We start from the raw sequence: 13,015 nt of genomic DNA on the forward strand, positions 1-13,015 counted from the left end.
AGGACTTGCTCACATTTGTGAATAAGTCTTTTTTTGTTTGCTAATCCATTGAGTTTAATACGGTGCTAGTTGGTAGGTTATCTTGTTTTTACCGTGGAAGCCTACTGGAATCGGCTCATGGTTGTCATGCGTTTATGAAAAAAAGAACGGACAGTTTAGTTAACGGGGTCGACATCTTTTTATTATTGGAAATAATGTGTTTTAATGGAATTAAGTAAACCATCGGAAGGATGAATGTGATTGAGCCAAGTCAGGGTTATTGCAACAACTATTATAGCAGCGCTTATCGGACTGTTTTTTCTGTTTTGTGTAGGGTGGACACTTTACGATTACTATGGAGAAAAATCCTCTGAAGTGGAATTGAAAGAAGCAAATTCAAAATCAATAGAAAAAAAAATTCCAGATGATTTCACCTTAGTGGCCTTAGGAGATTCTCTGACTCGGGGAACTGGCGATGAGACAGGGAAAGGCTATGTGGGCCTTGTGGTCGAAGACTTGAAAAGTCGCTTTAATAGCAAACCCCTTGTTCATAACCTTGGAGTAAAGGGGCAAGTATCCAAAGAATTGGCTGAACAGGTGAAACAATCGGAGATAGGTCGCCAAATACAGTCAGCGGATGTCATCATGATTACAATCGGCGGGAATGATCTTTTTCAGCAAGGTCAGACCTTATTTGATTATGATCTTGAGGTTACCAGTGAATTGCAAAAGGACTATTTGAAAAATTTGAATGAGACTTTAAAGGAAATCACTAAATTAAATGATTCAGCCACCATATTCATGGTCGGTTTGTACAACCCCTTCATCGAATTGGATGAAGACTTTGATACAAATAAAATTGTTCGGGATTGGAATAACGAAACAGCTGAGGTGATTGCGACCTATGAAAATGCCGTATTCGTACCGACTTTTGATTTATTTCAGTTATCAGTGAATGAGTATTTGTATTCGGATAGATTTCACCCCAATAAGGAAGGGTATCGTTTGATCGCGGATAGGATCTCTCCTTTAATTCAATGGGAAGGGGAAGCAAAATGAGGAATGTGACATTGAGCGTGAAGAATCTAAAAAAAACGATTGGCAAGCGGGAAATCATAAAGGGAATAGAGTTTGAGCTAAGAGAGGGTGAAGTATTCGGCTTTTTAGGTCCGAATGGGGCCGGGAAAACGACGACAATCAGAATGTTGGTTGGCCTAATTAAGCCAACATCAGGTTCCATTGAAATATGTGGGTACGATGTACGTAAAAACTTTACGGAAGCCATGAAGAATTTAGGCTGTATAGTAGAAAATCCAGAACTTTACCCATATTTAAGTGGTTGGGACAATCTGCTCCATTTTGCACGAATGCTACCGGGTGTTGATGAATCAAGAATGGATGAAGTCATTGAGTTAGTTGGTCTTAAGGCTCGGATTCATGAAAAGGTGAAGACATACTCGTTAGGTATGAGGCAGCGGCTTGGTATAGCACAAGCTATGCTAAACAGACCTAAAATATTGGTCCTGGATGAACCGACAAATGGACTTGATCCCGCAGGAATCCGTGAAATGCGCCAGTTCATTAGGAAACTTGCAGAAGAAGAAGGCATGAGTGTTTTGGTATCTTCCCATTTACTGGGGGAAATACAACTTCTTTGTGATCGAGTGGCCATTATTACAAAAGGTGAAATCATCCAAACTGATACGGTAGAACATTTATTAAAGACTCAGGAAAAGATGATTTGGCGTGTTGAGCCATTGCAAAAGGGAAGCGAAATCCTTAGTGCGTTTACGGATATAATGGTGGAATACGATTATATCGTCACAAAATTTGATGAACATAGGACTCCCGAATGGAATGCCGCCCTGAATGTTGCGGGTGTGAAGGTACTTGAAATGAATCGTAGACTTCCAGCCTTGGAGGAGTTATTTTTACAAATAACCGGAAGTGGGGGTGCTGGAATTGAGTAACCTGATTCAAAATGAAATGATGAAGTTATTGGCAAAGAAACGGCTGCTCATCATTGGAATTATCGTAGGTATACTAGTGTTGATGTTTACATACGCACAATATAAACAAGTGGAGGAGCAAAGAGAGAAGTTAGGTACTGATGATTGGCGTACTGCAGTTCAACAGCAAATCATCGATACTCAGAACAGATTGAGCTCAAGCAGGATGTTGGATGAATGGAGAGAGCAGCTTCAGGTCACCCTAAAACAGCAGCAATATTATCTAGACCACGACATTAACCCTTCAGAACCTGGGGCTGCAACTTTTACACGTATGTTTTTGGAGAATTCAATAGACCTATTCATTCCCCTTTTAATCATGATTGTAGCCAGTGACCTCGTATCCTCGGAAAGTAGTCAGGGAACGATTAAACTCTTGCTCACTAGGCCTGTGAAACGATGGCAAATACTTTTGAGTAAATATATTACTTTGTTATTGGCTGTTTCCTTGATAGTGGCGATGACCGCTCTTCTCGCTTATTTTTTATCAGGTCTTGTTTTTGGGTATCATGGCTGGAATGCGCCGACCATTACCGGTTTTGGCATAAATGGCGGAGAAGTGGATATAAGCCAGGTAAGAATGGTCCAACAATGGAAATTCCTTTTGATGGATATGGGCCTAGTCTGGCTGGTGGCCGTAGTGGTAGGAACCCTTTCATTCATGTTGTCAGTACTAGTTAGAAGTACACCTGCAGGGATGGGTATCATGCTCGCCTCCCTAATATCCGGAGCCATTTTAAGCAACATGGTTTCTTCTTGGGAATCGGCTAAATATTTCTTTATGGTGAATTTAAAGTTGACCTCATATGTTAGTGGGACAGCACCTCCTATCGAGGGTATGACCTTATCATCATCTATGATTACTCTACTTGCTTGGTGGGCCATTGCCCTGCTTGTATCTTTTTCGGTATTTACACGGAAGGATGTTTTTTAATCGAGGAAGGCTTGTTGCATCAAGGCCGGTTTTTATTATTCAAAGGCGGGTATCCTTTTAAATGAAAGCAACGTTTAATAAATAAATAAGTGGAGGGGCTTATGGATAATAATAATTTGAACAAAAAAATCATTCCAATGACATCAGTATCCAGTGGGAAAGGTCAGTTTGTGAATAAGGATTTATATTGCTTTCCTATTCAAATTGTGAATGTCGTGTTCATAGGGTCACCAGATGAAAAGAAGTGGGTCCTGATTGATGCGGGTATGGCCGGTTCAGCAGATATGATCAAGAAAGAAGCTGAAGAGATTTATGGTGAGAATCATCCTCCAGAGGCCATTATCCTCACTCATGGACACTTCGACCATATCGGAGCACTAGTAGATTTATTGAAAGTGTGGAAGGTTCCGGTCTATGCACATCTAAATGAAATGCCTTATTTAACCGGCAAAGAGAATTATCCAGAACCTGATCCCACGGTGGAAGGTGGTTTGGTCGCGAAGATATCTTGGCTGTTTCCAAACGAGGGAATTGATTTGGCTGAGCAAGTTCAGCCCCTGCCGGATGACCATAGTGTTCCCGGACTTCCCGACTGGAAATGGATCCATACTCCTGGACACTCAACTGGGCATGTTTCCCTTTTTAGAGAAGGCGATCGAAGCTTGATTGCGGGTGATGCTTTTGTTAACGTCAGACAAGATTCCCTTTATAAAGTCATCACTCAGGAAAAAGAATTGACTGGTCCTCCACGCTATTTGACAACTGATTGGGATGCAGCCAAACAATCGGTATTAACCCTAGCTGATTTAAAGCCGAGGCTTGTGATAACGGGTCATGGTTATCCGATTGAAGGAGAGGAACTTACGAAAGGTTTAGCAAACCTAGCAAGGAACTTTGATTCTATTGCAAGGCCAGATTACGGGGAATACGTAGAATAAATAAGAAAGACTATTTTTCGAATAAATTAAGATCTCATTTAGATGGAGGAATTATATGACGAAAATAAGAGATATTATGACATCCGATGTGGATTTTTGTACGGCTGAAGATAATGTATACGAAGCAGCTTTAAAAATGAAGGATGGTAATGTTGGAGTTATTCCCGTTTTAGAAAACAATCGTTTAATTGGTGTTATTACAGATAGGGACATTGTTACCCGTTCTGTCGCAGAGAAAAAACCAAATTCAACAAAAATCACCGATATTATCTCCACAGACCTTGTTACGGGTTCGCCGGATATGTCAGTGGAAGAAGCAGAGGATTTGATGGCGAGTGAACAAGTAAGAAGACTGCCGATTGTAGAAAAGGAAAAATTGGTTGGTATTATCGCTTTAGGCGACCTTGCCGTTCACAACCAGACAATTTCCGAAGCGGGTATCGCTTTACATTCTATTTCTGAGAACCGAGATCAGATTCAACATTAAAAACAAAAGAACTCTGCTAGCGGGAACGCTAGCAGAGTTCTTTTGTTTTTAAAGGTACTTATTAAACCATTCCTTGATTTCCACTATATGACGAAGACGCATTTTGGGTGACCCGCTTCGGGATACTTCATGGTTTTCATTTGGGAAGGAAACAAGCACCGCATCTTTTTTTTGCCTTTTTAATGCTACAAAAAATTGTTCACTCTGTTCAATAGGACAACGATAGTCTTTTTCCCCGTGAAGTAATAGCAAAGGAGTTTGCACATTTGCTACATACTTTAATGGGGAGTGTTCCCATAATTTTTCTGGTGAGTTAATGACATCTCCTGAAATTTCCCATTCGGTGAAATAATATCCGATGTCACTGACTCCATAGAAACTTATCCAATTGCTTATGCAACGCTGGGTCACAGCCGCCTTGAAGCGGTTTGTATGACCGATAATCCAATTGGTCATGAACCCTCCATAGGAGCCACCCGTTACACCTAACTTTTCAGCGTCAATAAAGGAGTAGAAATCTAGAACATAGTCTACAGCAGCCATTAAGTCCTCATAATCCATTCCACCATAATCACCACGGTTGGCATTCGCGAACTCCTGTCCATATCCAACACTTCCGCGTGGATTGATGAACAATACAACATAGCCTTCATTCGCCAAAGTCTGAAATTCGTGAACATAGTTATTCGCATACATTGCATGAGGCCCACCGTGAATCTCTAAAATGAGGGGATACTTTTTATTATCCACAAATTCACATGGCTTCATGATCCAGCCGTGGATGAGGGTATCATCTGTTGAACGGAAGGAAATGGGCTCGGCAATAGCTATAGTTTTATCCTGTAAGTATTCATCGTTTACAAAGCTGATCTGTTCTTTATCGCCAGTCATGAGGTTATAAACAAATAAATCACCGGGATGAACAGGTGTACTTATGGCTACGATGGCATGATGGCTATCCGGGTTGATTGTTAACCCATATACATGTTGAGGCTCGAGGAGGGAAGGGTACATGGCCCCTTCAATCGATCCATAATAAACACCGGTATTTCCATAATCACTTATTAAGAAGTAAAAGCCTTGGCTGTCATTCGTCCACAGAATGCCAGGATCCACTGCGCCCATTTGGAAATCACCGATGGCGGAGCTTCCTATTTCAACGTCCCAACCTTCCGTCAAACATTGTATGGTTTCATCCAAAACAGAGTACAACCAGATTTTTGAAGAGGTTGCACCGGCAAATTCTTTGTTGTGGCCAATGTAGGAAAGGAATTCACCATTAGGGGACCATTTTGGATCACGGTAATATCCAGAGCTGCCAGTTACTTTTCGGGAAATTTTCGTCTTGACATCCATAATGTAGATATCTGTGAATAGGTCCAAATCACTTTTCCTCGGTTCACCGCTAATATAAGCGATTTGAGATCCATCTGGAGACCAGGCATTTGGGTGACTGTTCGTCAGATTTTCCGTTAGTAATATGAATTCACCATTTACTATATCTACCAAGACGAGTTGACTATAGTGATGATTGAAATATCCTCTGTCATCCCATTTGTATTTTATCTGATCATAACGCTGTACATCTTTGCATGAGGTTTCTTCTTCTTTTTCGGATAACACCGCCTTATTTTCAGGTACCATAGTGGATAGTAGCAGTTTTCTCGAACAAGGGGACCAGATGGGATTGGTTGCTCCATCGAGGAAATGCGTCAGCTGTCGGCACTCCCCACCGATTGAATGAATAATATGAACTTGTTTTTTTCCAGAACGGTCTGATAAGAAGCTAATGTACTTTCCGTCTGGTGACCAGCCTGGTGAGGTATCACGGTGATTCCCGAATGTCCATTGTTTTGTTTCAGTGGTGATCAGGCTATACATATATAAGTTGGAGATGTATTTTTCCGTTCGTTCATCGATGGTGGTTTGTACATAAATGACCATGCTGCCATCGGGTGAAAGTTTTGGATCGGTTACAGATTTCATCTGAAATAGGTCTTCTGCTGATATTCCTTTTTTGTGCATATTCTTCATCCTTTCATTTCTCGTCTCTATGTATTCGCTACAGGGAATTCCAAATCCTTTAGTAAATATTTTACACTTTGGAAACAAGTGCACAGCGAATTTTCAGGCACGAGAATGAATAAGTGCCTAGGATGAAAAAATTCCGTCCTATGTATAGGCCGGAATAGAAGAAAAATCAGTCATTTCATTACTTTGGCATGTGTTTTGTATGTGGGCGGTGGGAAGGGATTTGAAAATCATGTTGCTCCATCATTTTGTAGTGTCGTTCAAAATGTGCGTACATTTTGTCTGCCTCTTCTTTAGAAAGTGCACCATATTCCACATATTTTTCAATTAACTCCTTTTTGTCCGCTAGTATCCTTTTTTGGATAGTGGCTAATTCTGTTTTTTGGGACTCTGTGAATTGTACGTTATCCTGCTTAACGGATTGTTGGTTTTCCTCAGCTGAAGCAGGAAGGATCGGCATGCAAAGTAATAGGGAAAAGATTGCAACCATTACACCTATTTTTTTCATTTAAAACACTCCTTTTAAATTTTTTCACCATAAGGGTACCACCCATGAATATAATCTGGAAATTATCCTGATCAAGAACTTTACATGATTATCTTTTACAGTATTAACAGATTTATGTATATTTTTGTTGGCGGAAGAGTAGGTTTGTTAGTGGAAGATTGGGGTATTTTATATGTAAGATTAAATTTGCACACGCTTACGGCAATGGCTTAGAAGGATATCTGTAAGTGTTTGCAATGAAGGAAGGAAGAGAGTACAATGCTTTGGACGATAATTTGTGCCATCATCTTATTATGGATTCTCGGTTTGGTATTTAAAATTGCGGCGGGTTTTATCCACATCCTGCTTATCATTGCAGTCATATTGATCCTGGTAAAAGTATTTCAAGGTATACGCCGAAGGTAGACGTCGAGCGTAGCGCTAAATAGTAATACACAGTTTATAAAAAAAGTATCGGTTTCCTTGAGTGAGGGTACCGATACTTTTTTCTGTCCCCTAATCAGGAGGTAGCTCACCCATCAGGCGTTTATGAATCCAAATGGCAGCCTGAGTTCCGTCCCCCATTGAAATGGTTACTTGCTCGGAATGGGCGGCAAGATCTCCTCCAGCCCATACTCCCGGAATATTTGTTTCTTTCGTACGTGGGTTCACATGAATATGATTTGTCTCATTTACATCAACACCAAGTTGTTTGGCAAGTGCATTATTTATTTTGTTCCCTTTAAATGCTACAAAAGCTTTTTCTGCTTCTATCCTTTTCCCATTTACCAATTGGATAGCTTGAAGATTTTGAGATTCATCGACTTTAACTTCCTCTACTTCTTCTTCGAATACAGGTATTTGGTTTTCCTCTAGCTTTTTTCTGAACGTTTCATTGATCTTGGTTTTTGAATGGTTTACATAGATGATAGCTTTTGACCAATATAAAAGGGTGAGCGCCATGTTAGCCCCCGTATTTCCCCCGCCAATGACCACTGTTTGTTTCTGCTTAATTTCATACCCATCACAGTCTGGACAAATATAAGTGGAGATACCAAGAGTAGGATAGAGATTCCTTATAGCTGGAATGTTATCGGTAACGCCTGTCCCAAGAAAAATCGTTTTCGCTTCGTAATGGATATCATCATCTGTGCACATTATAAAAAGATCCTCTTTTTTCTCGAGTGAGGTCACGGTACCGTCGAAGAACTCGACTCCGAACTTTTCTGCATGCTGTCTCCCTAGGCTCCTTAACCGTTTTCCGCTCACTCCTTCAGGCCAACCTAGAATGTTTTGATAGTCTTTAGCTATCAATGAACGGCCTTTCTGAGCGTCTATCACCGCTATATTGTGATTGTATCTTCCGAGTTGGATGGCAGCCTGTAAACCGGCGATGCCTCCTCCAATAATGATGCAGTCCACTTTTTTCATAAATTCACCGCCTGCTTTTAGGAGTTACCCTTTATGAGAAAAATATACCACTGAACATATACGAATAAACAAAGGTAAGACATAAAAAAGAGAGAAACCTCTATATATGGTTCCTCTCTTTTATAGGATAGCCTATTGGTCCTCTATGGGTTTGATCCATTCTTGTGCCCAGTTCTGTATCTCGTGAATCACCGGTGCAAGCGCTTCGCCTTTTTCTGTTAAAGAATATTCAATCCTGACAGGTGTCTCTGGGTAAACATCTCTTTTTACGATTCCTTCAGATTCCAAGTCTTTTAACCGTTCAGAAAGAATTCGGCCACTGATTGGGAAGGCAGATTCAATATTGCAAAACCGTTGAGGTCCATTAAGTAATTGATTGACGATCAATCCTGTCCAACGTTTACTCAAGATTTGCATGCCTTTTTCAAATCGAGGACAAAGTGTCACATTATTCATCATATCACCCCGTTGGTATTCATTATAAAGCATTTACCTCGTATGTAACAACTTTACTGAATATTATTTAGTTACTGTATAGGTTGTTATATAAAAAAGTATAGCTACTTACATATAGTAAGATTGATGGGTCGTGTTGACCAGAAATTGTCACATCTTTTAAAGAAATACTATTTCTTTAAGGTATTCTTTTAGAGATAGAGATAAGATCTATGATACGTTATTAGTATCTCAGGTCAGTATAGATGGAAGGATTAGTGGGATAGATGAGTGAATTACTACATGAAGCCATCTCCTTCATCAAGATATATCATGATGAAATGGGTAAAACAGATGAAGAAGCGATGGATAGAATTAGTCAAATCAAAAAGGAAATCCAAGATACGGGTAGGTATGAACATACGCCGGAAGAATTGGAATATGGGGCTAAATTGGCCTGGCGAAATAGTAATCGCTGTATTGGTAGATTGTTTTGGGATTCATTGCGGGTGCTAGATAAAAGGGCTCTCCAAAGTGAGGATGATATTGTGTCTGCCTTGATTGAGCATATTGAATGGGCAACGAATGATGGAAATATCAGGCCAATCATCACCGTTTTTAAACAGCAGGACATTGAAAATAAGATAGAGATATGGAATCATCAGCTTATACGATATGCCGGATATGAGACGGAAACGGGCATAGTTGGGGATTCTAGTTCGATAGCTTTCACCAAACAGTGTCAGGCCTTGGGATGGGAGGGGAAGTATGGATCGTTTGATATCTTGCCACTCGTGATTCAAGTAGGCGGAAAAGTTCCAAGAGTATATGAAATCCCGAAAGAAATCATTAAAGAAGTACCAATTGGCCATCCTGAGTTTTCCTGGTTCCAGGACTTGGGCCTTAAGTGGTATGCTGTGCCCATTATTTCCGGAATGAAACTGGAGATTGGCGGTATTTCGTACTCGGCGGCTCCATTTAATGGATGGTATATGGGGACTGAAGTTGGGGCTAGAAACCTTGCGGATGAGGATCGCTACAATATGCTTCCCAGCATCGGAGAGAGAATGGGATTGGACATTCGAAGAGATTCCACATTATGGAAGGATCGGGCACTGATTGAACTGAATGAAGCGGTTCTATATTCGTTTAAAAAAGCTGGTGTGAGTATGGTTGACCATCATACAGCCGCCAAGCAATTTAAGCTTTTCGAAGAAAGGGAGGCATCATGTAAACGGAATGTAACGGGGGACTGGACATGGCTAATTCCACCTGTCTCTCCAGCAACGACGCATGTTTTTCATAAATCGTATCAAAATGAAATCGTTAAGCCCAACTTCTTTTATAAAAAGGCCCCTTACGTTAAATGAATGTTTACATTTAATGGGTGAGGGTACATATATATTAATCCAACGTTAAGGAGGAAGGTAATGATGGCATTAGCAAAGAATGTAGTACTGCTCGGAGTCGGAGTTGCCGGAGTCTCGTTTTTATCTAAAACGAACCGAGGGAAAGCGAAAAATGTATGGTCCAGTGCAAAAACGAAGGCAATGAGTTTTTGGAATAAACGACAATCGGTAGATCCCTTAATTGAAAAGGCAGGACATCCTGACCCATATGATCACGAAGACAGTAAAATGGTGGATGAAGGCGCTATGTATAGCGTAAATTACTATAATACTGTGAAGCACACTTAAATGAAACACCATCGCTTGGGAAATATCCCAAGCGATTTTTTTATGAAATGATTTTTTTAGAAAGTTAACCAATTATAGCGCTTAAGAAACTAGTCAGCATTTTCATATGTTGTGAAAAGAGCTTGGGGAATTATTTATTGTGCTTTAGAAGATTTAGGATTAAGATAAAGGAATTGAAAGGATGTGATACGAGTGGGCATCAGTTCTTATGACGACCCTGAACCCAGTAAGCAAGAGGAAGCCGATATGATGCTAGACGTCGAGACTGTTATTCTCCATGAGTATCTACTCGAAGATGGTAAATTGAGCTTTCTCTAAGAAAGAGGAGGTCGTTTGAATGATTGAGATATACAAGACGAATGAAAGCCGCATGCTGAACGTAACCGATGAAATGACGAAAGGTTCATGGGTGAACATAGTGGCACCGACAGAAGATGAAATACAATATATTTGCTCCACTTTGCAAGTACCGATTAACTTCATGAAAGATCCATTAGATGATGAGGAACGGCCTCGTATAGAGAAAGAGGATGATCATTTACTGATTATTGTCGATTTCCCTTATTTGACAAAGGATGAAGCGGACTTGCCCATTTTTGAAACGATACCAATCGGCATGATTTTTACGAATGATTGTTTCATTACGGTATCTCTCAAAGATTCACCCATTTTAACCAATTTTAAAAATAATAAAATCAAAGGTTTTTACTCTAATAAGAAAACAAGATTTGCCCTGCAGATATTATTTGAAATCTCGTCCTATTATTTACGTTATCTTAAGCAAATCAACAAGATGACTAATGAAGCCGAACGAGAACTGCATCAGTCCATGAAAAATAAAGAACTGTACACCTTCTTGGCATTGGAAAAAAGTCTGGTTTACTTCACGACATCCTTGAAGTCAAACAAGGTTGTTCTCGACAAAATCCTCCGTTTTAATTACTTGAAAATGTATGAAGAAGATAAAGAATTATTAGAGGATGTAATCATTGAAAATGGCCAGGCGATTGAAATGGCAGAAGTGTACCTATCAATTTTGAGCGGGATGATGGATGCATTCGCATCCATTATATCCAATAACGTCAATAATGCCATGAAGTTCCTTACATCGGTTACGATTATACTAACGCTCCCGACTATGGTGGCAAGTTTCTATGGAATGAATGTGAATCTACCATTTGAGCATAACCCATATGCTTTTATCTTCACTTTATTAATTGCTATCAGTCTGGCAGGCACAACAGCCTTTATATTTTGGAAAAAGAAATATTTTTAAAACAACCGGCTTTCTAGTGAAGCCGGTTTTGTTATGAAGAAAAAGCATTCATGAATTCGCGAAACAAGGGGAACTTTAAACGTAAGAGAGGTGAATGCGATGACTGAATGGAATGAACAGGCAGCTCCCAATAATAATCTAAAGACTAGTGATATGAAACCGAAGCGAGCTGTGGGAGGAAAATCAAAGGCCGGGACAAATGGTGATGAACCATTAAAAAATGAGCAAATACAAGAAGAAATCCTTAAACAAAATTTATGAAGAATGAGAGACCGATATTAGGTCTCTTCCTGTCTTTAAGGAAAATAAGGACCATACATAAATTGCCCAAGGAAAGGAAATCATTAAACGTAGAGGAGGTGTGTGAAGATGTCAAAAATCGGTGTTGAAGAATCATTAACGAATATCCAAGAAGCACTCCGCGATAAAGGTTTTGATGTAGTTGAAATCAAGCAAGAAGCAGATGCGAAGAACTTGGATTGTTGTGTTGTAACAGGTTTGGAAACGAACGTAATGGGAATCAGCGATACTTCCATCAAAGCTTCCATTATAGATGCAGACGGTTTAACGGCTGATGAAGTATGCCGTCAGGTAGAAAACAAAATGAACTCCATCCAATAAGTAAAGAGTGCCTATCCTTGAATCGTGGTTAGGCACTCTTTTTACATTAACGTGGAGCGATGGAAATGTCCGGTTCTACCTCTACTTCCACGTTGCCTTTGATGGCACGCGATATCATACAAGAGGCCTCCGATTTATCCACAAGTTTTCGGGCTTTTTCCAAGTCCTTATCCGTAGCTTCATCAGTTAAAACAAGAGATGGTCGATGAATGATTTTCTTGTATGTGAATACCCCATTCGTAACATCCACAAAGGCTTCGGATTCCATCGTCAAACTGGCCTTTTCAATATGGCTTCTTTCAAGCATGGCCGCAAGCGTAATAATATAGCAAGTAGATGCTGCACCGAGCAGCATTTCATCTGGGTTGGTCCCAATCCCCGGTCCATCCATTTCCGGAGGAACACTAATTTCCGTTTGTAGATTACCTGCCTGTATCGTACCACTGCCATTTCTTCCACCAGGCCAATTCGCGCGTAAATGAAAATGATGTAATGTCATAAGTCTCCCCCTTACATTTCTTTAGTTTAAACCTTATTGGAGGATTTTGCTCGTGTAGAGTATGCACCATCCATAAGCTGTTGAAAATGATAATTCCAAACAGGCTGGGGCATGAGACTATTTTAAGCACAATATCGTATAGGCTTTTCTATAATAATATAGATTGTAAAAGAAATGATTTTATAATGAAG

The 13,015-nt window shown here is 40.1% G+C and carries 17 protein-coding genes; 12 read left to right on the forward strand and 5 right to left on the reverse strand.

Features of this window, described 5'->3' with window-relative positions; genetic code table 11:
• The first annotated feature begins 240 nt into the window (after nt 1-240).
• From ACIQXQ_RS15890 to ACIQXQ_RS15910, 5 genes are all read left to right on the forward strand, one after another.
• Nucleotides 241-1,038 carry a GDSL-type esterase/lipase family protein gene (locus ACIQXQ_RS15890; RefSeq protein WP_402958697.1) on the forward strand — a complete coding sequence of 266 codons (798 nt, stop codon included), beginning with the start codon at nt 241-243 and terminating at the stop codon, nt 1,036-1,038.
• Entirely contained in the window at nt 1,035-1,949 is a 915-nt protein-coding gene (locus ACIQXQ_RS15895) for an ABC transporter ATP-binding protein (RefSeq protein WP_402958699.1), read from the forward strand. Before ACIQXQ_RS15890 ends, ACIQXQ_RS15895 begins: the two co-directional genes overlap by 4 nt.
• On the forward strand, nt 1,942-2,922 hold the full coding sequence (locus ACIQXQ_RS15900) for an ABC transporter permease (RefSeq protein ID WP_402868734.1): 981 nt from the start codon (nt 1,942-1,944) through the stop codon (nt 2,920-2,922). The genes ACIQXQ_RS15895 and ACIQXQ_RS15900 overlap by 8 nt, the downstream gene beginning before the upstream one ends.
• Before the next feature lie 101 nt (nt 2,923-3,023).
• Entirely contained in the window at nt 3,024-3,860 is an 837-nt protein-coding gene (locus tag ACIQXQ_RS15905; protein WP_402958701.1) for an MBL fold metallo-hydrolase, read from the forward strand.
• 55 nt (nt 3,861-3,915) lie between these two features.
• On the forward strand, nt 3,916-4,347 hold the full coding sequence (locus ACIQXQ_RS15910) for a CBS domain-containing protein (protein ID WP_402868730.1): 432 nt from the start codon (nt 3,916-3,918) through the stop codon (nt 4,345-4,347).
• Between the two features lie 48 nt (nt 4,348-4,395).
• Here ACIQXQ_RS15910 and ACIQXQ_RS15915 read toward each other — a convergent pair whose 3' ends face one another.
• Together ACIQXQ_RS15915 and ACIQXQ_RS15920 are read right to left on the reverse strand one after the other, a co-directional pair.
• The gene (locus tag ACIQXQ_RS15915) at nt 4,396-6,372 is read right to left on the reverse strand and encodes a S9 family peptidase (RefSeq protein ID WP_402958703.1); all 1,977 of its coding nucleotides are present in this window, start codon (nt 6,370-6,372) and stop codon (nt 4,396-4,398) included.
• Nucleotides 6,373-6,559: 187 nt separating this feature from the next.
• Nucleotides 6,560-6,886 (reverse strand): DUF2680 domain-containing protein, encoded by a 327-nt coding sequence (locus ACIQXQ_RS15920; protein WP_402958705.1) that lies wholly within the window; start codon nt 6,884-6,886, stop codon nt 6,560-6,562.
• A 258-nt stretch (nt 6,887-7,144) separates the two neighbouring features.
• Here ACIQXQ_RS15920 and ACIQXQ_RS15925 point away from each other — a divergent pair, with 258 nt between their 5' ends.
• Entirely contained in the window at nt 7,145-7,291 is a 147-nt protein-coding gene (locus ACIQXQ_RS15925) for a lmo0937 family membrane protein (RefSeq protein ID WP_402958707.1), read from the forward strand.
• Nucleotides 7,292-7,381: 90 nt separating this feature from the next.
• Here ACIQXQ_RS15925 and ACIQXQ_RS15930 read toward each other — a convergent pair whose 3' ends face one another.
• Both ACIQXQ_RS15930 and catR read right to left on the reverse strand, forming a co-directional pair.
• Nucleotides 7,382-8,296 carry an NAD(P)/FAD-dependent oxidoreductase gene (locus tag ACIQXQ_RS15930; RefSeq protein WP_402958709.1) on the reverse strand — a complete coding sequence of 305 codons (915 nt, stop codon included), beginning with the start codon at nt 8,294-8,296 and terminating at the stop codon, nt 7,382-7,384.
• A gap of 132 nt (nt 8,297-8,428) precedes the next feature.
• Nucleotides 8,429-8,752, reverse strand: coding sequence for a catDE operon transcriptional regulator CatR (catR, locus tag ACIQXQ_RS15935; RefSeq protein WP_402868720.1), 324 nt, complete (start codon nt 8,750-8,752; stop codon nt 8,429-8,431).
• A gap of 266 nt (nt 8,753-9,018) precedes the next feature.
• Here catR and ACIQXQ_RS15940 point away from each other — a divergent pair, with 266 nt between their 5' ends.
• The 6 genes from ACIQXQ_RS15940 (at nt 9,019) to ACIQXQ_RS15965 (ending at nt 12,325) form a co-directional block, all read left to right on the forward strand.
• Nucleotides 9,019-10,101 (forward strand): nitric oxide synthase oxygenase, encoded by a 1,083-nt coding sequence (locus ACIQXQ_RS15940; protein WP_402958711.1) that lies wholly within the window; start codon nt 9,019-9,021, stop codon nt 10,099-10,101.
• A gap of 60 nt (nt 10,102-10,161) precedes the next feature.
• Nucleotides 10,162-10,428 (forward strand): hypothetical protein, encoded by a 267-nt coding sequence (locus ACIQXQ_RS15945; protein ID WP_402958713.1) that lies wholly within the window; start codon nt 10,162-10,164, stop codon nt 10,426-10,428.
• Nucleotides 10,429-10,620: 192 nt separating this feature from the next.
• A complete protein-coding gene (locus ACIQXQ_RS15950; RefSeq protein ID WP_402868715.1) occupies nt 10,621-10,746 on the forward strand; it encodes a hypothetical protein in 126 nt (41 codons plus the stop codon).
• A gap of 19 nt (nt 10,747-10,765) precedes the next feature.
• Nucleotides 10,766-11,704, forward strand: coding sequence for a magnesium transporter CorA family protein (locus ACIQXQ_RS15955; RefSeq protein WP_402868713.1), 939 nt, complete (start codon nt 10,766-10,768; stop codon nt 11,702-11,704).
• Nucleotides 11,705-11,803: 99 nt separating this feature from the next.
• Complete coding sequence (locus tag ACIQXQ_RS15960) at nt 11,804-11,965, forward strand: hypothetical protein (protein WP_402868711.1); 162 nt, start codon at nt 11,804-11,806, stop codon at nt 11,963-11,965.
• 108 nt (nt 11,966-12,073) lie between these two features.
• Entirely contained in the window at nt 12,074-12,325 is a 252-nt protein-coding gene (locus ACIQXQ_RS15965) for a YkuS family protein (RefSeq protein WP_402868709.1), read from the forward strand.
• Nucleotides 12,326-12,371: 46 nt separating this feature from the next.
• Here ACIQXQ_RS15965 and ACIQXQ_RS15970 read toward each other — a convergent pair whose 3' ends face one another.
• Nucleotides 12,372-12,824, reverse strand: a complete 453-nt coding sequence (locus ACIQXQ_RS15970) for an OsmC family protein (protein WP_402868705.1) — start codon at nt 12,822-12,824, stop codon at nt 12,372-12,374.
• Nucleotides 12,825-13,015 lie beyond the last annotated feature (191 nt).

Source organism: Peribacillus sp. NPDC097198 (assembly GCF_044762055.1).
Classification (GTDB): Bacteria; Bacillota; Bacilli; order Bacillales; family DSM-1321; genus Peribacillus.

Bases quoted from the DNA above. Each gene is read 5' to 3' on its own strand.
- ACIQXQ_RS15895 (WP_402958699.1), top strand. From the start codon at position 1,035: ATGAGGAATGTGACATTGAGCGTGAAGAATCTAAAAAAAACGATTGGC.
- ACIQXQ_RS15905 (WP_402958701.1), top strand. From the start codon at position 3,024: ATGGATAATAATAATTTGAACAAAAAAATCATTCCAATGACATCAGTA.
- ACIQXQ_RS15910 (WP_402868730.1), top strand. From the start codon at position 3,916: ATGACGAAAATAAGAGATATTATGACATCCGATGTGGATTTTTGTACG.
- ACIQXQ_RS15915 (WP_402958703.1), bottom strand. From the start codon at position 6,372: ATGCACAAAAAAGGAATATCAGCAGAAGACCTATTTCAGATGAAATCT.
- ACIQXQ_RS15920 (WP_402958705.1), bottom strand. From the start codon at position 6,886: ATGAAAAAAATAGGTGTAATGGTTGCAATCTTTTCCCTATTACTTTGC.
- ACIQXQ_RS15925 (WP_402958707.1), top strand. From the start codon at position 7,145: ATGCTTTGGACGATAATTTGTGCCATCATCTTATTATGGATTCTCGGT.
- ACIQXQ_RS15930 (WP_402958709.1), bottom strand. From the start codon at position 8,296: ATGAAAAAAGTGGACTGCATCATTATTGGAGGAGGCATCGCCGGTTTA.
- catR (WP_402868720.1), bottom strand. From the start codon at position 8,752: ATGAATAATGTGACACTTTGTCCTCGATTTGAAAAAGGCATGCAAATC.
- ACIQXQ_RS15940 (WP_402958711.1), top strand. From the start codon at position 9,019: ATGAGTGAATTACTACATGAAGCCATCTCCTTCATCAAGATATATCAT.
- ACIQXQ_RS15945 (WP_402958713.1), top strand. From the start codon at position 10,162: ATGATGGCATTAGCAAAGAATGTAGTACTGCTCGGAGTCGGAGTTGCC.
- ACIQXQ_RS15955 (WP_402868713.1), top strand. From the start codon at position 10,766: ATGATTGAGATATACAAGACGAATGAAAGCCGCATGCTGAACGTAACC.
- ACIQXQ_RS15960 (WP_402868711.1), top strand. From the start codon at position 11,804: ATGACTGAATGGAATGAACAGGCAGCTCCCAATAATAATCTAAAGACT.
- ACIQXQ_RS15965 (WP_402868709.1), top strand. From the start codon at position 12,074: ATGTCAAAAATCGGTGTTGAAGAATCATTAACGAATATCCAAGAAGCA.
- ACIQXQ_RS15970 (WP_402868705.1), bottom strand. From the start codon at position 12,824: ATGACATTACATCATTTTCATTTACGCGCGAATTGGCCTGGTGGAAGA.